Source organism: Curtobacterium herbarum, assembly GCF_016907335.1.
In the GTDB taxonomy this organism is placed as follows: Bacteria; Actinomycetota; Actinomycetes; order Actinomycetales; family Microbacteriaceae; genus Curtobacterium; species Curtobacterium herbarum.
Genome location: NZ_JAFBBT010000001.1, coordinates 3,308,780 through 3,325,774, shown reverse-complemented (window position 1 = coordinate 3,325,774; position 16,995 = coordinate 3,308,780). Strand labels below are relative to the sequence as shown.

The 16,995-nt window shown below is 71.3% G+C and carries 19 protein-coding genes and 1 tRNA gene; 10 read left to right on the top strand and 10 right to left on the bottom strand.

Annotated features, from left to right (window positions below; genetic code table 11):
- Positions 1-48: 48 nt before the first annotated feature.
- Entirely contained in the window at positions 49-735 is a 687-nt protein-coding gene (locus JOD51_RS15865; protein WP_204610208.1) for a hypothetical protein, read from the top strand.
- 143 nt (positions 736-878) lie between these two features.
- Here the strand turns inward: JOD51_RS15865 and cspE are convergent, their stop codons facing one another.
- A complete protein-coding gene (gene cspE / locus JOD51_RS15860) occupies positions 879-1,085 on the bottom strand; it encodes a transcription antiterminator/RNA stability regulator CspE (RefSeq protein ID WP_065963953.1) in 207 nt (68 codons plus the stop codon).
- 122 nt (positions 1,086-1,207) lie between these two features.
- The gene (locus JOD51_RS15855) at positions 1,208-1,537 is read right to left on the bottom strand and encodes a fatty acid desaturase (RefSeq protein WP_259558421.1); all 330 of its coding nucleotides are present in this window, start codon (positions 1,535-1,537) and stop codon (positions 1,208-1,210) included.
- Between the two features lie 293 nt (positions 1,538-1,830).
- Here JOD51_RS15855 and JOD51_RS15850 point away from each other — a divergent pair, with 293 nt between their 5' ends.
- Both JOD51_RS15850 and JOD51_RS15845 read left to right on the top strand, forming a co-directional pair.
- Positions 1,831-2,118 carry a hypothetical protein gene (locus JOD51_RS15850; RefSeq protein ID WP_111194875.1) on the top strand — a complete coding sequence of 96 codons (288 nt, stop codon included), beginning with the start codon at positions 1,831-1,833 and terminating at the stop codon, positions 2,116-2,118.
- A gap of 72 nt (positions 2,119-2,190) precedes the next feature.
- Positions 2,191-2,574: an SseB family protein gene (locus tag JOD51_RS15845; protein ID WP_111075220.1), complete on the top strand. Its 384-nt coding sequence runs from the start codon at positions 2,191-2,193 to the stop codon at positions 2,572-2,574.
- A gap of 131 nt (positions 2,575-2,705) precedes the next feature.
- Here the strand turns inward: JOD51_RS15845 and radA are convergent, their stop codons facing one another.
- Positions 2,706-4,067: a DNA repair protein RadA gene (gene radA, locus JOD51_RS15840; RefSeq protein ID WP_204610204.1), complete on the bottom strand. Its 1,362-nt coding sequence runs from the start codon at positions 4,065-4,067 to the stop codon at positions 2,706-2,708.
- A gap of 9 nt (positions 4,068-4,076) precedes the next feature.
- Positions 4,077-5,045 carry an SGNH/GDSL hydrolase family protein gene (locus tag JOD51_RS15835; RefSeq protein WP_239539898.1) on the bottom strand — a complete coding sequence of 323 codons (969 nt, stop codon included), beginning with the start codon at positions 5,043-5,045 and terminating at the stop codon, positions 4,077-4,079.
- 141 nt (positions 5,046-5,186) lie between these two features.
- Here JOD51_RS15835 and JOD51_RS15830 point away from each other — a divergent pair.
- From JOD51_RS15830 to JOD51_RS15810, 5 genes are all read left to right on the top strand, one after another.
- A tRNA-Ser gene (locus tag JOD51_RS15830) sits at positions 5,187-5,276 on the top strand.
- A 273-nt stretch (positions 5,277-5,549) separates the two neighbouring features.
- On the top strand, positions 5,550-7,325 hold the full coding sequence (locus JOD51_RS17430) for an acid phosphatase (RefSeq protein ID WP_307839499.1): 1,776 nt from the start codon (positions 5,550-5,552) through the stop codon (positions 7,323-7,325).
- Positions 7,326-7,375: 50 nt separating this feature from the next.
- Positions 7,376-7,747: an ArsR/SmtB family transcription factor gene (locus tag JOD51_RS15820; RefSeq protein ID WP_259558426.1), complete on the top strand. Its 372-nt coding sequence runs from the start codon at positions 7,376-7,378 to the stop codon at positions 7,745-7,747.
- 39 nt (positions 7,748-7,786) lie between these two features.
- On the top strand, positions 7,787-8,497 hold the full coding sequence (locus tag JOD51_RS15815; protein ID WP_204610192.1) for an NAD(P)H-dependent oxidoreductase: 711 nt from the start codon (positions 7,787-7,789) through the stop codon (positions 8,495-8,497).
- A 36-nt stretch (positions 8,498-8,533) separates the two neighbouring features.
- Entirely contained in the window at positions 8,534-9,958 is a 1,425-nt protein-coding gene (locus JOD51_RS15810) for an MFS transporter (RefSeq protein WP_204610190.1), read from the top strand.
- A gap of 163 nt (positions 9,959-10,121) precedes the next feature.
- Here JOD51_RS15810 and mtnN read toward each other — a convergent pair whose 3' ends face one another.
- The gene (mtnN, locus tag JOD51_RS15805) at positions 10,122-10,859 is read right to left on the bottom strand and encodes a 5'-methylthioadenosine/S-adenosylhomocysteine nucleosidase (RefSeq protein WP_259558438.1); all 738 of its coding nucleotides are present in this window, start codon (positions 10,857-10,859) and stop codon (positions 10,122-10,124) included.
- A gap of 122 nt (positions 10,860-10,981) precedes the next feature.
- Between mtnN and JOD51_RS15800 the strand changes: the two genes are divergently transcribed.
- Positions 10,982-11,659: an AmiS/UreI family transporter gene (locus tag JOD51_RS15800; protein ID WP_204610174.1), complete on the top strand. Its 678-nt coding sequence runs from the start codon at positions 10,982-10,984 to the stop codon at positions 11,657-11,659.
- 32 nt (positions 11,660-11,691) lie between these two features.
- On the top strand, positions 11,692-12,942 hold the full coding sequence (locus JOD51_RS15795) for an acyl-CoA dehydrogenase family protein (RefSeq protein WP_204610173.1): 1,251 nt from the start codon (positions 11,692-11,694) through the stop codon (positions 12,940-12,942).
- On the opposite strand, the gene JOD51_RS15790 is transcribed toward JOD51_RS15795, so the two are convergent.
- The 5 genes from JOD51_RS15790 to msrA form a co-directional block, all read right to left on the bottom strand.
- On the bottom strand, positions 12,887-13,573 hold the full coding sequence (locus JOD51_RS15790; protein ID WP_204610172.1) for a signal peptidase I: 687 nt from the start codon (positions 13,571-13,573) through the stop codon (positions 12,887-12,889). The two genes, JOD51_RS15795 and JOD51_RS15790, sit on opposite strands and share 56 nt — an antisense overlap.
- A complete protein-coding gene (locus JOD51_RS15785; protein WP_204610171.1) occupies positions 13,570-14,859 on the bottom strand; it encodes a fibronectin type III domain-containing protein in 1,290 nt (429 codons plus the stop codon). The genes JOD51_RS15790 and JOD51_RS15785 overlap by 4 nt, the downstream gene beginning before the upstream one ends.
- Positions 14,856-15,425 carry a hypothetical protein gene (locus tag JOD51_RS15780; protein WP_204610170.1) on the bottom strand — a complete coding sequence of 190 codons (570 nt, stop codon included), beginning with the start codon at positions 15,423-15,425 and terminating at the stop codon, positions 14,856-14,858. The genes JOD51_RS15785 and JOD51_RS15780 overlap by 4 nt, the downstream gene beginning before the upstream one ends.
- A 23-nt stretch (positions 15,426-15,448) precedes the next feature.
- Positions 15,449-16,018, bottom strand: a complete 570-nt coding sequence (locus JOD51_RS15775; protein WP_204610169.1) for an alternate-type signal peptide domain-containing protein — start codon at positions 16,016-16,018, stop codon at positions 15,449-15,451.
- A 365-nt stretch (positions 16,019-16,383) separates the two neighbouring features.
- The gene (gene msrA, locus JOD51_RS15770) at positions 16,384-16,905 is read right to left on the bottom strand and encodes a peptide-methionine (S)-S-oxide reductase MsrA (RefSeq protein WP_111075207.1); all 522 of its coding nucleotides are present in this window, start codon (positions 16,903-16,905) and stop codon (positions 16,384-16,386) included.
- Positions 16,906-16,995: the final 90 nt, after the last annotated feature.

Here is a 16,995-nt window from a genome sequence, read left to right as displayed (position 1 = left end):
CCGGCGAGGGACCTCCACCGGTCCCGCGCCGGTGTCTACCCTGTGCGCATGTCGTCGTTCCGCCATCCCGTCGGCCCCGAGCGTCCCGGGACCTACTGGCGCCGCCGAGCCCTGGTGCTCGGGGTGATCCTGCTCATCGTGGTCGTCGTCGTGCTCATCGTCGTCGGCCGGGGCAACGGGGCCCCCGCGGCCGGTCCGACGCCGGGTGCCGGGGCATCCTCGGAGGCGGCCGGCGCCGCTGCCGGCTCTGGTTCTGACTCCGGCGCGTCGAGTTCCGTCTCGGGCGCGCCGTCGAGCTCCCCGACCCCGTCGGCAGCCGCCCGCAAGGACGGCGCAGCGTGTGCCACGGACCAGATCGAGCTGACGCCCGTCGTCGACAAGAGCGTCTACGCCGCCGGCGAGGACCCCAAGATCGCGATGTCGATCAAGAACACCGGCACGAACTCGTGCCACACGGACCTCGGGTCCGCGCAACAGGTGCTCACCATCACGTCCGGCAAGGAGCAGTACTGGTCGTCGAAGGACTGCCAGACCGGCGGCACCGACCAGGACGTCACGCTGAAGGCCGGTCAGGAGCTCACCACGCCCGCCATCGCCTGGGACCGCACCCGGTCCTCCGCGACGACGTGCGACGCCGCACGCGCCTCGGTGACGGGCGGGGGCGCGAGTTACCACCTGTCGGTCGCGGTGGGGGAGATCACGTCGGCGGAGTCGGTGCAGTTCGTCCTGAACTGAAGGCACGCGGCGCGTCCTGAACTGAAGGCACGCGGCGCTGCCGTCGGGTGCGCTGCCCTCGGTGGTGGCTGTCACGCGGCGGGAACGACGAAGCGCCGGGTCCGAGGATTGCTCCTCAGACCCGGCGCTCGCGAAGACCGGTGTTAGCCGATGACGGTGATGTTCTCCGCCTGCGGGCCCTTGCGGCCCTCGGTGATCTCGAATTCGACCTTCTGGTTCTCCTCGAGCGACTTGTAGCCGTTGCCACCGATCGCGGAGAAGTGGGCGAAGACGTCAGCGCTGCCGTCGTCCGGCGCAATGAAGCCGAAGCCCTTTTCGTTGTTGAACCACTTGACAGTCCCAGTTGCCATTTCGGCGTTCCTTACTTTCTTACGTGCGCGGCGAGAGAATTCCACCACCGCGGGTTTCGACGGCATGGCCATCGAGCTTTGTGCGGCACCCGGCATCGTGCGGGGCGACGGAGATCAGAGGTTCAGTGCAATCGAAGTGCACTGACCATCGGGCAGGTGAACAGGTCGCACGCGGCGAGATCGGCCCGGTTGTGACACCAGGCGATGATCCCGAAGGTGCGGAAGATTGGAGTCTTCGTGTACGGGACCTCGTGCTGTTCGCAGTGCTCGAGCACGAGGGCCTTCGCGCAACGCAGGATTGGCCACGCCGTGCTCGGCGCCAGGTGGTGTTCTGCCTGGTGGTCGAGACCGCCCAGCAGGTGGTCCACCCACACGCCACCAGTCATGCTACGCGAAGATCGGACCTGACGCGAGGGCGAATCCGTGTCGACCCCCTCGGCGACACCCGACACGCCCGCGTTCCCGGGCGTGGATCGGCCTCACCACATGCCTTCCGACCTGCTTCCGGCGTTCGTGATCTGGACCGTGCGGAACACGGAACGGCCGTCCCGACGGCATGGCGAACACGGCGAACCAGCCCGGGCAGGCCCTCGACACCGCCCCGATCACCCACGTGCTTGCCCCTGGCGACGTTGTCTGGGACATCGCTCGGAGGTGCGGTCGCGAAGTGCGTCTACAGGACGACCCGTGCCTCGGGCACGGCGACCGCGGCGTAGCGTCACGCACATCGACGGAAGGCTGGGCCATGAAGTACCTCATCTACGGGGTCGCCTCGGTCATGACGAGCGACGAGGCGGCGTACGCCGTGCTCGACTACGCCACGGCGCTGGCACAGTCCGGACTCGCTGATCGCGTCGACGTCCCCTCGGTCGACGACTACGGCATGGCGGCGACGTCGAGCTTCATCCTCGCCCCCGCGATCGGCGTGCTGGTGCAGTCCGCGCCGGACGACGAGCTCGGTCCGGAGACCGCGCAGTTCGCCGCCGACCTGCGCATCCGCACCCACGCTGTCCAGGCCGGCCGGGTCCACTGACCCGGCCCCGTTCCTCCCGTCTCGTCCCCTGACCGGACCCGTGCGCACGCGCGTGCTGCTTGACTAGGTGCGATGGCAGACAAGGAACAGCGCTTCCGGAGCGAACAGCTCGAGGAAGCCCTCGCGAAGCAGGACGTCGCTGCGGTGGCCTATGCGCTGCGCAACGACATCGTGATCGTCCCGCGGCTCGTCACCGGGAAGAAGGACATGCAGGTCCGGGTGTTCGGCCGTGAGGGCTCGGACAAGCGCATCCTGCTGCTGTTCTCGTCGGCGGACGCGTACACCGCGATGGTGCCGGGCGAGAAGCTCCGGCAGGTGATGGTGTACGACGCCGCGCGGCTGGAGGAGTTCCTGGCCGCGCACCTGGACTCGCTCGAGGGCGTGTTCTTCGACATCGCCGGGCCGCACACCATGCAGTCGGAGCCGGCGGACCTGTTGGCCGCGCTGCGCGCCTGACCGACCTGATCGGCTCTGACCGACCTGACCGGCGCTGACCGACCTGGCCGGCGCTGACCGGCCTGGCCGTCACCGGCCGGCACGACCGGCCTGGAGGCTGTGTCCGGTTCTCCGGGACACCGGTGCCGCCGTCAGAAGGCCGCGTCGAGCTCGCGCTCTCGTGGTGACCGCGTCATCGAGAACGCGACCCGCAGCGCCTCGCGCAGGTGCTCGGCGTCGGCGCCGAGGACGGTCGTGAACCCCAGACGTCCGGCTTCGTTGGCGCGCTGCTTCGCTCCGGTCGCCGCACGGATCTCGCCCGCCAGGCTGATCTCCCCGATCGCGGCGAGGGTGTGCGGGTACGGGCGGTCCCGTGCGGCACTGGCGAGGGCGAGCACGATCGCCAGGTCGGCGCCCGGTTCGGTGAGCTTCATGCCGCCGACCGTCGACACGTAGACGTCGGCGTCCGACAGCTTGATGCCGGCGCGGCGTTCCAGCACCGCGAGGAGCATCGCCACCCGCGACGCGTCGACCCCGTTCACCACCCGACGCGGTTGCGGCGCCGAGCTCGGGACGACCAGGGCCTGGATCTCCACCGGCAGGGCCCGACGCCCTTCCATCGCCACGGTGATGCACGTGCCCGACACCGGAGCACCGTTGCGGGACATGAACAGGCCGCTCGGGTCCGGGACCTCGTGGATGCCGTCGCCGGCCATGTCGAAGCAGCCGACCTCGTCCGTGGGGCCGAAGCGGTTCTTCAACGCCCGGACGAAGCGGAGCGCGGTCTGCCGGTCACCCTCGAAGTGGCAGACGACGTCGACCAGGTGCTCGAGCAGTCGAGGGCCGGCGATCGTGCCGTCCTTCGTGACGTGTCCGACGATGAGGACCGGCAGTGCCGCCTGCTTGGCGACCCGGATCAGCGTCGAGGCGACCTCGCGCACCTGGGACGTGCCGCCCGCGATGCCGTCGACCGAGGCCGAGGAGATGGTCTGCACGGAGTCCGCGATGAGCAGGTCCGGCTGCACCTGCTCGATCTGCCCGAGGATCACGCCGAGGTCGACCTCGCTCGCCAGGTACAGGTCGTCGTGCATCGCCCCGGTGCGCTCGGCGCGGAGCCGGACCTGGTCGACCGATTCTTCGGCGCTGACGTAGAGGACCCGTTTGCCCATCGCGGCTGCACGCGAGGCGACCTCGAGCAACAGGGTGGACTTGCCGACCCCGGGCTCACCGCTCAGCAGGACGGCCGCGCCCGGGACGATGCCGCCGCCGAGGACGCGATCGAACTCGCCGATGCCGGTCTGCCAGCGCTGGAACGAACCACTGCGGGCTTCGGTGATCGGACGGGCGATGCGGTTGCCGGTGACGGCGATCGACGCGGTGCCACGGGTGCTCGCCGTCGCAGCGGAGGCGTCCTCCACCGTTCCCCACGACTGGCACTCACCGCAGCGGCCGACCCACTTGATGCTGGTCCAACCGCACTCGGAGCAGCGGTAGGACGACTGGGGGCGGGCCATGGGACGAGGTTAGGCCGCTCCGCCGACATCGGTCGGCTCGCCGTCGTCGGTCCGGCCGGGCAACGGGAGTGAGCCGGTGACGCGCTGGCGCAGGCGGTCGAGCGAGCTCGGGCGGTTCGCCGTGTCGATCGCTGCGGCGCCCTCGGTGTCCTGCTCGGCCCGGGCGTGGGCGACGTCGCCGGCCTGACGACCGAGCTCCTCGGCTTCGCGCGCCGACAGGTACCGCCGGATCGCGGCGACGGTGTCGACGCGGTTGTCGACCGCCGGCTCGAACGCGCTCGCCCAGATCTCGTACCCGCGGTCGTTCGGGTGGAACAGGTCGCCGTACGTGTTGAAGAAGGTCCGGCGGATCCCGACGCGCTTCGTGATCTCGTGCAGCGGAGCCACGGTCAGCCCGAGTTCGCCGGCGACCCGGTGCACGATCTCGTTCGCGACGGCGACCTTGCGCTCGCGGTCGGGCACGAACATGCACGGCAGTTCGGCGACGACGGCGTGCGACGGCACCGCGCCGTAGATCGCCCGGATGTTCCGCTCGAACTTGTCCGGGTGGAAGTCGGCGATGTCGTTCGCCCCGATCGACACCGTGCAGATGTCGGGCGTGAAGTGCTGCAGCTTCGGCAGCTGGTCCTTCTTCGCACCCCACGTCGTGGATCCGGAGACGCTGAGGTTCACGACCCGCACGGTCATCCGGGAGCGGTGCCGGATCCGACGAGCGAGCAGCCCCACGTACCCGCGCCCAGGAGCGGTCGCGCCGACGCCCTGCGCCGCCGAGTCGCCGATCGCCACGTACGTCAGCTGGCCCTCGTGGTGCAGCCGCTCGCGCCACCAGTCGGCGTGCACCGGGAGCATGTCGACCACACGCTGCGACGCGGCCCGCTGGCCCCGGATCCCTGCCCGCGCGCCGAAGCCCGCTGCTCCGCTGACGACGGCGGCGCCGGCGAGGGAGGACAGCAGGGCGACGAGGGTGCGCGTTCTCATGCCGGAGACGGTACGCGCGGACCCTCGGATCGAGATCACCCTCGTGGCGTTCTGGGGACGAGGCGCCGGACGTGCGCGCCTGTGGAGGGGAGGCGTGCTGGGTGTCGCCGCGGGCCTCCCGGATCGTGTAAACTCTTTCCCGGTACCGTGTCCGAGCGGCCGAAGGATCATGTCTCGAAAACATGTGTGGGGGCAACTCCACCGTGGGTTCAAATCCCACCGGTACCGCCAGGACGAAGAGCCCCAGATGCCCGTGAGAACGGGCGTCTGGGGCTCTTCCGCTTCCCGGGGCGGGTCTCGGCTGAGAGACCCGGAGTAGGGCGTACGGCTGCGGTTCACGTGTGTGCCACCCCGGGTTCACGAGCCTCCGCAACCGTTCCTCTCTGTGTCACCGGTCCGGGTGACCACGCTCCGAGCGGAGAGGTACCCATGCGCCCGTTCCTGATCGCTGTCCCGAGACGTCGAGCCCGTACGGTGCTGGGCGTCCTGGCCGTGGCGTGCACCGTGTCCTTGATCGCTCCCGCGGGAGCGTCGGCGGCACCATCCCGAACCGCGCCGCAGCCCGGCGCCTACGGGTACTTCGTTGACACCTACAAGACGAACACCCCGGCTGCCACCACACCGGAGGGGAACGCCGCGATCGGGGTGCTGTCGCAGTTCGGGAACCTGTGGCGCCCGGGATCCTCGTGGGACAACGGGGTCGCCGTCGACGCCGCAGCCCAGCGGATCCTGGACTCGAACATCGCACAGGCAGCGAAGACCACGCGAACCCGCACGGAGGCGCAGGGGCACGAGGCGTACCTGATCGACCGACGGAACCAGAGCTACTCGGCCATCGCGGGGTTCGGTGACCTGTCCGATGCGGTGAAGACCGCGACGAACGCCGGCACCACGATCCCAGACGAGATCCCGGCGGACGCCACGACGAAGCAGTACGTCGACCAGGGCAACGCGAACGGCGCGTGGGCGGACACCGATTCGGACCTCGGCGACGTCGTGCAGCTGGTGAACACGCTGCGCGGCGACTACTCGTCGGCGAGCAACGCGAAGAAGTACTACCAGTACGCGCGGCCGTACCGGCAGAGCCGAGATGTGCAGGTCCTCCCGCAGCTCGTCCCCGAAGAGTCGCCGACACCGGCGACCGACGGCGGGTTCCCCAGCGGGCACACCAACGCCGGCTACCTGTCGTCCCTGGCCTTCGCGTACGCGTACCCGCAGAAGTACACCGAGCTCCTCACCGAGGGGTCGGAGATCGGCAACAGCCGGATCGTCGCGGGGATGCACTCGCCCCTCGACGTCATGGGAGGGCGGGTCCTCGCGACCGCGCTGGCGGCAGCGGTCCTGAACGACCCGGCCAACACGCAGCTCGAGCAGCAGGCCCACCAGCAGGCGGAGAAGGTGCTCGCCGCCGCCAGCACCCCGACCGCGGTCGCTGCGGACGCCGACTACGCGGCGGACAAGGCGGAGTACCGCAAGCGGTTGACGTACGGGTTCACCCGGTCCGGCGGGAAGGCGATCCCCGCCGCCGTGCCGAAGGGCGCCGAAGCGCTCCTCCGTACCCGCCTGCCGTACCTCAGTGACGACCAGATCCGGGAGGTGCTCCGGACGACCGCACTGCCGTCGGGCTACCCGCTCCTGGACGACGCGGAAGGGTGGGGGCGACTCGACCTCTTCTCGGCAGCCTCGGGCTACGGAGCGTTCGACAGCCCGGTGACGGTCTCGATGGACGCCGCCGAGAAGGGCCTGGATGCTGCAGACACCTGGCGCAACGACATCGGCGGAACCGGGTCGTTGACCAAGCGGGGCACCGGCGCCCTCGCACTCGCCGGCACGAACCGCTACACCGGTGGCACCACCGTCCGCGGGGGAACGCTGACCGCGGACTCCGCTGCCGCCCTCGGCAAGGGATCGGTGACGACCGCGTCCGGGACGCTCGCCGACGCGAGCACGAGGACGGTCCGCATCGGCGGCGACCTGACGCAGCGCTCGCACGCCACGTTGTCGCTGAGCGTCGAGGGTCGGCAGCAAGCCCTGCGCGTCGCCGGCACCGCGTCGTTCGGCGGGACGCTGCAGGTGCACGTCGCCAAGGGCGCGGCGCTGGCGAACGACGTCGTCCTGATCAGGGCCGACCGCATCGCCACGGGGACGAGCTTCCGCACGGTCCGCGTCGACGGGCTGCCCGCCGGGTACAAGCCCGTGCTGCAGCGCCACGGCAACGAACTGCACCTGGTCAACGCCGACGCGGCGGGACGCGGGCACCACCGGGGTCACGGCGCCTGAGCCGAGAGCGTCGTGGCCGCACCGTCCCAGACAGATCGACATACAGTGGTGTGACGGTACTGAAGGGTCGTGACGCGGTGAACGGTGAAGCCGACATGTCCCGGGCCGAGCTCGTCGATGCGTTGAAGGCGTTGGCAAACCCGACCCGGTTGCAGATCATGGAGTGGCTCCGCGACCCCGAGGGTCAGTTCGCCGACTACGACCCGATCGCCGACCGCGTCGAGGTCGGCATCTGCGCGAGTCACATCCAGGACCGCACCGGGCTGTCGCAGTCGACCATCTCCTCGTACATGGGCACGCTCGAACGGGCCGGCTTGGTCACCTCGACGCGCATCGGGAAGTGGACGCACTACCGGCGCAACGAAGCCCTGCTGCGTCGTGTCGCCGAGGCCGTTTCACCGTCGGATCTCGCGCGAGCCTGAACGTATCGACAAAACGCGATTCATCAATATGATGGGTGCGTGAGCACGCATCAGGGACCGCGCCGTACGGCACTCGTCGTCCACGCCCACCCGGAACCGTCGTCGTTCTCCGCGGCACAGGCACGAGCTGCGGTGACCGTGCTCGAAGCGACCGGGTACGACGTCGAGTACCTCGACCTGTACGCGGCACGGTGGGCGCCGGTGCTCGACCGTGACGAGTTCGGCCCCGTCGACGGTCCGTTCAAGCCGCAGCGAGAACAGTGGGACGCGTTCCGCGCCGGCACCCTCGCGGAGGACGTCCGGGAGAGCCTCGCCGCGGTGTTCCGCGCTGATCTGCTCGTGCTCTCCTTCCCGCTGTGGTGGTTCTCCGTCCCGGCGATCCTGAAGGGTTGGCTCGACCGGGTCTTCGCGATGGGGGCGGTGAGCGGCGGTGACGCCGGCGTGTTCGAGACCGCGGCGCTCCGCGGTCGCCGTGCGGTCCTCCTGACGACGACCGGTGGCCCCGCTGCCGCCTTCACGTCCGAGGGTGCGTTCGGCGGTGTCGACGAGTTCCTCTTCCCGATCAATCGCGGGGTCCTCGAGTTCGTCGGCTACGACGCGCTCGAACCGATCGTGACCTTCGGCCCGGCCCACCTCGATGACGCAGCCCGACGTGCCGCGCTCGACGCCGTCCGCACCGCTGTGGCGGCACTCGACGCCCGGCCGCTGGCGTCGACGAACCGGTCTCGGCGCAGCGCCGACACACACTGACCGACCCGGCACCGCCATCAGAACAGGACTGCATCCATGACTGCCGATGAACGCATCGATGCCCCACCGGCGCCGGTCCGCACGAACCCTCGACAGCGATTCGCCGTCGCCGTCCTCCTCACCGCCAACTTCACACTCGCCGTGGACTTCTCGGTCCTCAACGTCGCCCTGCCGCACATCGGCCGCGATCTCGGGTTCGCAACCGCGGACCTCCAGTGGATCATCACGGCGTTCTCGCTCTGCGCGGCGGGCTCCACCCTGTTCTTCGGACGAGTCGCTGACCTGTTCGGACGGAAGCGCCTCTTCCTCATCGGGATCGTGGTCCTCGGCGTGGCATCCCTCGTCGCCGGTGTCGCCGGGACCCCAGCCGTGCTCATCGGTGCACGGATCGGACAGGGCATCGCCACCGCGATGGTCACCCCGGCAGCCCTGGCCTTGCTGACCACGATGTTCGCCGAAGGTCCTGGCCGGGCGCGCGTCCTCGGACTCAGCGGTGCGCTCATGGCAGCGGGGTTCACCACCGGTGCCGCGCTCGGCGGAGTCCTGACCGGACTCGTGAGCTGGCGCTGGGCGTTCTTCATCAACGTCATCGTCGCCGTGTTCGTCCTCGTCGTCGCACCCTTCGTCCTCACGGACCGAGCCGTCACCCGCCGTCCCACGCTGGACCTCCCGGGTGCCGTCGTCGTCACCGTCGCGCTCGTCGCGCTCGTCTTCGGCATCACGACCGCCGGGCAGTCCGGATGGTTCACCCCGACTGCGTGGGGGCCGATCGTCGCCGCTGTCGTCCTCTTCGCCGTGTTCATCGTCATCGAGTCCCGCGTGGCGGAGCCCTTGGTCTCGCCCGCACTGCTGCGACGGAGCAACGTCGCCTGGGGGAACGTCGCCGGCCTCCTGGCGTTCGCCACCGAGACCGCACTGGTCTTCCCACTGACCCTGTACCTGCAGGAGATCCTCGGGTTCACCGCGGTCATCGCCGGCCTGGTCTTCGCCTTCCTCGGAGTCGGCACCGTGCTGGGCGGCTTCCTCGGCCCTCGGGTCATCGGGCGTGTGGACGCGAAGCGCGCGATCGTGATCGGGTTCGTCGTCCAGGGGGCCGCGACGCTGCCGTTGGCGTTCGTCAGCGACAGCTCCGTGTGGGTGATCCCGCTGCTCGTCGTGACGTTCATCGGCGGCGCGGCCAACCTCGTCGCCATCGTCGGGTACACCGTCACCTCCACGGCCGGTGTCCCCCTCGCCGAACAGGGACTCGCGACGGGACTGATCACGATGAGCCAGCAGGTCGGCATCACACTCGGCACTCCGGTGCTCTCCGCGATCGTGACCGCATCCGCCGGCGCGACGCTGCTCCCGGGCATCCAGGCGTCCATCGGGGTCGACGCCGCGCTCTGCATCGCCGGTGCGATCGTCGTGGGTCTGCTGGTGCGCCTCCCGACTGTGCCCGCCGCTCCCCGCGCGGGGTGACGGCGCCCACGACCCCGCTGACCGCGCGGAGCAGAACGCGGAGGAGCGGCGTGCGTGGTCCTGGCCCTGGCACACGAGCCCCGGCTCCGACGGGAACGGGTCCGGCGGTGGGCCCGCCCGTCCTGACACCGCGCCCGTGCCCAGCTGCAGCGGCCGTCGCCACTCACGCAGCCGGCAGCGAACCAGACCTCGTCGCCAACCCCACGACGAGCCCGTGCACGACCCGGGCAGCACGAGCGGCAGCGTCGTCGAGGTGCTGCCGGAACTCGTCCCCGTCCGGCGCGCACAGGTCGCTGATGCCCCGGACCGACACGAACGGCATCGCGTGCACGTGCGCGAACTGGGCGATCGCCGCCGACTCCATGTCGACCGCCGCGACGGTCGGGAAGGCCTGACGGAGGTCGCGGGCACGGCCCTCGGTCACGAAGACCTCACTCGAGCCGATCGGCTCGAGCCGGACCACGTCGGGGGTCGGGACGGCCTGGGCGAGGCGGACCAGGTCGGCGTCCCCGGTGAACCCGGCGGGCATGCCCGGCACCTGACCGAGCGCGTAGCCGAAGGCCGTGGCGTCGGCGTTGAGGTTGACGTACCAGTCGCCGATGACGACGTCGCCGAGCTGGATGTGCCGGGCGAGTCCGCCGGCGGTCCCGACGCTGATGACGGGGATGCCGGACCCGAAGTCGTGGAAGGCGTGGGCGACGGCAGCGGTGGCGTTCGTGAAGCCGATGCCGCTCCGGCGGACGGCGACCGTGGAGCCACCGACGTCGAGCAGGTGGTGCTCGTCGTGGCCGCCGGTCGGCCCGTCCAGGACCGGCTCGCCACCGAGCAGGTCGGTGAACGCCGCGACCTCTTCGCTCATGGCGGCGATGACGACGGCTACGGGTCGTCGGGGGGCATGCACCGGACGATCTTCGCACAGCGCCGTGCACGTCCCGGCGTCGGGCGGTTCGTCACGGAGCGCAGCAATCCGTAAGGCGCGGTCATCTTCCCCACCGCGTCGACGCTGCGTGGCACCGTCTCGGCATGGCCTCCATCTGCTTGATCCTCTCCGCGGCCGCGCTGCTCCTCAACGGCCTCACCCTGCTCGGACGCGTCCCCGGACGTGACAGCGGGGTCGCCGACGTCCTCATCGGCGGACTGCAGCTGCTGCTCTGCACCGCCGTCGCGATCTCGGCCGACGGGTCCCTCCCGGCGCTGTTCGCGATCACCGGGACGTTCCTGTTCGGCCTGACGTACCTGTACGTCGGGGTGGATGCGCTCGCGGGGCTGGGATCGGCGGGGCTCGGCTGGTTCTGCGGCCTGGTCGCCGTCGCCGCGGTGGTGTTCGCCGGGGTGCACGTCGCGGACGACCCGGTGCTCGCGGTGCTGTGGGTGGGCTGGGCCGTGCTCTGGTCGCTGTTCTTCGTCCTCCTGGCCCTCGGCTGGTCGTCGATCACCACGTACACCGGCTGGGCGCTCGTGCTGGCGAGTCCGCTGACCGCCCTCGTGCCGGCGCTGCTCGCCCTCACCGGCCACTGGCCGACCGGACCGGCCGGGGCCGGCATCGCGGCCCTGGGCGAGGTGGTCGTGTTCGGCGGCGCAGCCGCCCTGACCCGCCGCAGCCCCCGGAACGCAGCCACCTCGCCCACCGCCGCTCCCGCGCCCGCCGCAACCACCTCGCCCACCGCCGCTCCCGCGCCGGCCGCGACCACAGCCTCCTGACCGACCGCCCGCCACACGAGATCGGACGCACCATGACCAGCACCAGCACCAGCACCACCAGCACGCCGCCCACCACCACGCACACCGCCCCGGACGACGAGACCCTCGCCGCCCGCTTCCGGCCGATCTTCGACCGGATCGCCGCCGGCGCCTCCGAACGCGAGCGCACCCACACCCTGCCGACCGCCGAGATCCGCGAACTCGCGGCCGCCGGCTTCGGCGCCCTGCGGGTGCCCGTCGAGCACGGCGGCGCCGGCGCGACGCTGCCGCAGCTGTTCCGACTGCTGACCGAGCTCGCCGCCGCCGACAGCAACATCCCGCAGGCCCTCCGCGGTCACTTCGCCCTGGTCGAGGACCGCCTGGTCGGCCGGTCGGGGGAGCGGGCGCGCTGGCTCGACCGCTTCGGCCGCGGTGAGATCGCCGGCAACTCGTGGACCGAGGTCGGCGCCGTGCAGGTCGGCGACGTCATCACGAAGGTCACCCCGCAGCCCGACGGCACGTTCCGGATCAGCGGGCAGAAGTACTACTCCACGGGCAGCATCTTCGCGGACTGGATCGACACCTACGCCGAGCGCACCGACACCGGCGAGCGGGTGATCGCGATCGTCGACGCCCACCAGGACGGCGTCACGCACGGTGACGACTGGGACGGCTTCGGCCAGCAGACCACCGGCTCCGGCACGAGCACCTTCGTCGACGCGCGCGTCGAGGCGGACGCGGTGACCCTCTTCGACGACCGGTTCAAGTACCAGACCGCGTTCTACCAGGGGGTGCTGCTGGCGGTCCTGGCCGGCTCGGTCCTGGCCGCCGAACGGGAGGTCGCGCTCGCCGTCCGCACCCGCAACCGCGTCTTCTCGCACGGCAACGCCGACACCTTCGCCGCCGATCCGCAGATCCTGCAGGTCGTCGGCGAGGTGTCCGCCGCCGGCTTCGCCGCCACCGCGATCGTCGACCGGGCAGCCGAGGCGCTGCAGGCCGCGTACGAGGGGGCCGCCCTCGACGAGGCCGAGGACGAACGCCGCAACGACCGGGCCGAACTCGCGACCGCGCAGGCGCAGGTCGCGCTGACCTCACTGGCGACGCAGGCGACCTCGCACCTGTTCGACGCGCTCGCCGCCTCCGGCGTCAGCACGACGAAGAACCTGGACCGGCACTGGCGGAACGCCCGGACCGCGGGCAGTCACAACCCGTGGGTGTTCAAGGCGCGGATCGTCGGGGACCACGCCGTCAACGGCGCGCAGCCGCCACGTGTGTGGGCGATCGGGGCGACGCGGGCGCGGTAGACGCGACCGGTGACGGACGGGAGGCGCGGTGCCGGCTGGTGCCGTGCCTCCCGTCCGTCGCGCGCGCACGTCGCGCGCCGACGAGCGCACGCACCACGAGGACCAGGGCGTACCCGATCATGGCGAAGCCCAGCGTCGGCACGAGCCAGGCCTTCGCGTGCCCTGCGACCGAGGTGTTGACGAAGCCCAACCCGGGGATCGAGTACCAGACGCGCCCCATGATCTGGGCCGCGACCACGCGGTCCGGGTCGGCGTCGGTGTTGTTGTCGCCCTTGAAGGTGAAGAGGCGTCGGCCGTCGGCGCCGACCGCGATCGCGGTGACGCGGTGCGAGATCACGCCCGGCCGGTCGACGCGGATCTGGTAGGTGACGATGTCGCCGACGCCGATGTCGTTGGGGTCGACCGGGCGGACGACCGCCAGGGTGCCGGGCGGCATGCCGGGTTCCATCGAGCTGGTGAGCACGGTGAGCGGGACGGACCCGGTGAGCCTCGGGACGACGATCGCCAGCGCGGCGACGGCGATCACGGCGAGCAGCACCAGGACGGCGGCGGTCTGCCCCAGCAGGCGGGCGACCGCCGAGACGCGCGTCGGTGCCGCTGCCGGCGTCGCGGCCGTGCTCGCGCCCGTCACGAGGACGCCCGGAGGGTGAACAGCTGCAGCGTGGACGAGCCGCAGTCGGCCACGGTCATCGCGGTGCTCGCGGACGCGGACGACGACGCTGCCGCCGTCAGGCACAGGTCGTTCTTGTTGTGCAGTCGGAACAGACCGGAGCCGGCGCCGACGGCCTCGACCGACCACTTCTGCGCGCTGATGTCGTTGAGCGTCCGCAGCACCGCGGAGCGGTCGCTCGGCGCGTCCCAGTACAGCTGCGGGGCCGACGGCGACGTCACGCGCAGCCAGTCGCCGTCGACGCTGAACTGCCAGGTCTGCGTGGTGCTCGTCGTGCACCCGGCGGTGCTGATCGGGCTGCCGGAGGTGGTGCCGCCAGCCGTCACGCACGTCCCGGTCGCGGGGTTCCGGAGCACGTAGCGGCCGGTGGTCGTGAACCAGCCGGTGGCGTGCTGGATGCGCGTCGAGACGGGGGAGGAGTGCCCGGCGGGGCCGGTGGGCACGGCGCGGACGTCGTAGGCGTAGTAGGTGGAGACCTGCAGGCCGGTGTCGGTGTACGAGCGGGTCGACGCCGGCAGGGTGGCGATCGGGACGCCGTCGCGGGCGAGCACGTAGGACCCGACGCCGCTGGTGTCCGCGGGGGCGCTCCAGGTGAGCGCGATGCTGCTGTCGGTCTCGCTGGTCTTCGTGGGCATGCCGGGCGTCACCGTGGCGGCGACGACCTGGCTCGCGCGTGCGTGCGCGGTGCCGGTCCACGAGCCCTGGCGTGCGGTGACGACGGCATCGAGGGTCGTGGCGCCACCGGACAGGTCGAAGCGCTGCCCCTGGGTGACGGACGTCCGCACGCAGGAGGTCGTGCTCGCGCCGGCGGCCAGGCTCGCGGTGACGTCGGGGATCGTCGAGCCGGAGCCCGAGCGGGCCGTGCTGGAGGGGGAGCCGGTGCAGGGGTTGCCGGCCGTCGGCTGCCAGACGTCGACGCGCTGCGCGGTGGACAGCGCTGCGCCGACCGAGGCGGTCAGGGCGAGGCGGACGTCGGCGGGGACCGTCCCGGAGTTCACGATCGTCACCGTCGCGGCGTGGCCCAGGGCGCTGGACGTGTAGGTGCTGGCCAGGTCCTCGACGCCGCTGACGGTGACGGCGACCGAGCCGGTCGACGCGTGCGCACCGACGGTCTGGGCGGGTGCGGTCCACGTCGCCCGGGCGGTGCCGGCGGTGCCGATCCCGAGGGCGAGGAGCGCGACGGCGGTCGAGCCGAGGAGCACCAGGCGTCGTCGGTCGACGGGTGCGCGGTGCCGGCGGGCGGTCATGAGCTCGCCTGCGTCCCGGTGATCGTCGCCGTGAAGTCGGTGCCGAGGCCCTGCTGGGACGCGGGAGCGCTCGACGGCATGGTGAGTCCGACGCAGAGGACGACCGCGGCGCCGGGGCGGACCGAGATGCCGGCCGTCGTCGCCGTGCTCGAGTCGAGCGTGCCGGTCCACGTGGTGTGCATGACGCCGGACCGGCAGGCGGCCACCGAGGTGGACGCCCCGATCGCGACCCGCAGGTCGGCCACGGCGGTCGTCGTGCCGGTCGTGCCGGTCGTGCTCGCCGGCGCGCTGCCGCGGGCGGTCGCGATGCTCAGGTCGAGCGGCACGTCCCCGGTGTTGCGCGCGGTCAGCACCCCGAACTCGGTGTCACCGGGCCAGAGTGCCGTGGTCGGCAGCGTGAGGCTGCTCAGGGACAGGTCGGCCGACCCGGCGGTGATGGTCACCGGGTCGGTCGAGGCCTGGGCGCTGAGGAGTGCGAACGTCCCACCGTCGGTGGCGACCGCGACCAGGGCCGCGACCCCGACCACGCCGGCGGCGAGCAGGGTCGCCGCCGGCCAGCCGGTCATCGCGGACCCTCTGCGCCCGCGCTTCACGCCTGGGTCAGGGTGACGGCGATGGCGTCGAGGTCGACGGAACCGTTCTGGGTACCGTCCTCGACCCCGGCGGTGTCGCTCTTCGGGAAGGTGATGGTGACGCCGACGCGGACGTCCTGCTCGTGGCCGGTCTGCCCGGTCACCGTGAAGGGCGCGGACGACCCGGAGATGCCGTCACCGGTCGCCGTGAGCACGGCGTTCGTCGACAGGTACTTCGCCAGGGCGACGTCCGCGGGGTCGCTCGTGGAGGTCGCCTCGACGGAGGCCGGGTCGACGGCGAGCTTCGCGGTCAGCCCCTTGCCGTTCGCCGACACGACCATGTCCTGCGTGTAGGTGACGACGTCGCCCGGGACGATCGGGTACCCGTCGAGCGTCGACAGCGGGGAGCCGCCGTTGACGGTCCACGATGCCGCCTGGGTCGTCGGCTTGATGGCGAGTGCACCGGCGACGATCGTGCCGCCGGCGGTCTCGGCGCTGGAGTTCCAGAGCGCGAAGGTGCCCGCGCCGCCCAGCAGGAGTGCGACGCCGGCTGCGCCGATGACGGTGGCGGTGATGATCTTCTTCATGGGTGTGCCCTCTGCGACGTCGAACGTCGATCTGCGTCGACCGCGTCCTGGTCGGACAGCTCGAGGAGCTGCTGGCAGCCTGGTCCCGTGGTTGCGGGACCGGCGCGTGACCGGGGGACGTGGTGCTCGACCTGCTGGGAGTCGCAGGTGCAGGAGACGAATCCCTGCGAGCAGTGACCGGCCGGACGGCTGGTCGTGCTGCTGTGCTGATTATGACATGAGAACTGACTGTGTGCGGACGCCGTCAGTTTCCCAGGCGTACTGCCAGCTTCGCCGCCCCCGCGTCCCGCGGGAGGCACGACGGACGGGAGGCCCGGTACCAGCTGGTACCGGGCCTCCCGTCTCGTCCCTGCTCGCGCCGGGCGTCAGGCTGTGGCGGCCGTCTCGCTGCGCTTCGGGAGCACCCAGTTCGGGCGCACGAAGTGGCACGTGTACCCGTACGGGTCCTTCTCGAGGTAGTCCTGGTGCTCCTCCTCGGCCTCCCAGAACGGGCCGACGGGGGCGACCTCGGTGACGACCTTGCCCGGCCAGATGCCGGAGGCGTCGACGTCCGCGATGGTGTCGAGGGCGACGTCACGCTGCTCGTCCGAGGCGAAGAAGATCGCCGAACGGTAGCTGACCCCGACGTCGTTGCCCTGTCGGTCCTTGGTGGACGGGTCGTGGATCTGGAAGAAGAACTCCAGCAGCTCGCGGTACGAGATCACCGAGGGGTCGAAGACGATCTCGACGGCCTCGGCGTGCGTGCCGTGGTTGCGGTAGGTGGCGTTGGGGACGTCACCGCCGGAGTAGCCGACGCGTGTGCTGATGACGCCCGGGCGTCGACGGAGCAGCTGCTGCGCTCCCCAGAAACATCCGCCGGCGAGGATCGCGGTCTCGGTGGTGGTCATCGGTACCTCCGTGGTTCGTGACGCTGGCTGCGACAGTACCGGGTGCAACACCGAGGAGCCCCTGCGTGTTCCACGACGGGTCAGCCCGAG

Bases quoted from the DNA above. Each gene is read 5' to 3' on its own strand.
- JOD51_RS15795 (WP_204610173.1), top strand. From the start codon at position 11,692: ATGACCAGCACCAGCACCAGCACCACCAGCACGCCGCCCACCACCACG.
- JOD51_RS15850 (WP_111194875.1), top strand. From the start codon at position 1,831: ATGAAGTACCTCATCTACGGGGTCGCCTCGGTCATGACGAGCGACGAG.
- JOD51_RS15775 (WP_204610169.1), bottom strand. From the start codon at position 16,018: ATGAAGAAGATCATCACCGCCACCGTCATCGGCGCAGCCGGCGTCGCA.
- JOD51_RS15810 (WP_204610190.1), top strand. From the start codon at position 8,534: ATGACTGCCGATGAACGCATCGATGCCCCACCGGCGCCGGTCCGCACG.
- cspE (WP_065963953.1), bottom strand. From the start codon at position 1,085: ATGGCAACTGGGACTGTCAAGTGGTTCAACAACGAAAAGGGCTTCGGC.
- radA (WP_204610204.1), bottom strand. From the start codon at position 4,067: ATGGCCCGCCCCCAGTCGTCCTACCGCTGCTCCGAGTGCGGTTGGACC.
- JOD51_RS15865 (WP_204610208.1), top strand. From the start codon at position 49: ATGTCGTCGTTCCGCCATCCCGTCGGCCCCGAGCGTCCCGGGACCTAC.
- JOD51_RS15780 (WP_204610170.1), bottom strand. From the start codon at position 15,425: ATGACCGGCTGGCCGGCGGCGACCCTGCTCGCCGCCGGCGTGGTCGGG.
- JOD51_RS15835 (WP_239539898.1), bottom strand. From the start codon at position 5,045: ATGAGAACGCGCACCCTCGTCGCCCTGCTGTCCTCCCTCGCCGGCGCC.
- msrA (WP_111075207.1), bottom strand. From the start codon at position 16,905: ATGACCACCACCGAGACCGCGATCCTCGCCGGCGGATGTTTCTGGGGA.
- JOD51_RS15800 (WP_204610174.1), top strand. From the start codon at position 10,982: ATGGCCTCCATCTGCTTGATCCTCTCCGCGGCCGCGCTGCTCCTCAAC.
- JOD51_RS15845 (WP_111075220.1), top strand. From the start codon at position 2,191: ATGGCAGACAAGGAACAGCGCTTCCGGAGCGAACAGCTCGAGGAAGCC.
- JOD51_RS15785 (WP_204610171.1), bottom strand. From the start codon at position 14,859: ATGACCGCCCGCCGGCACCGCGCACCCGTCGACCGACGACGCCTGGTG.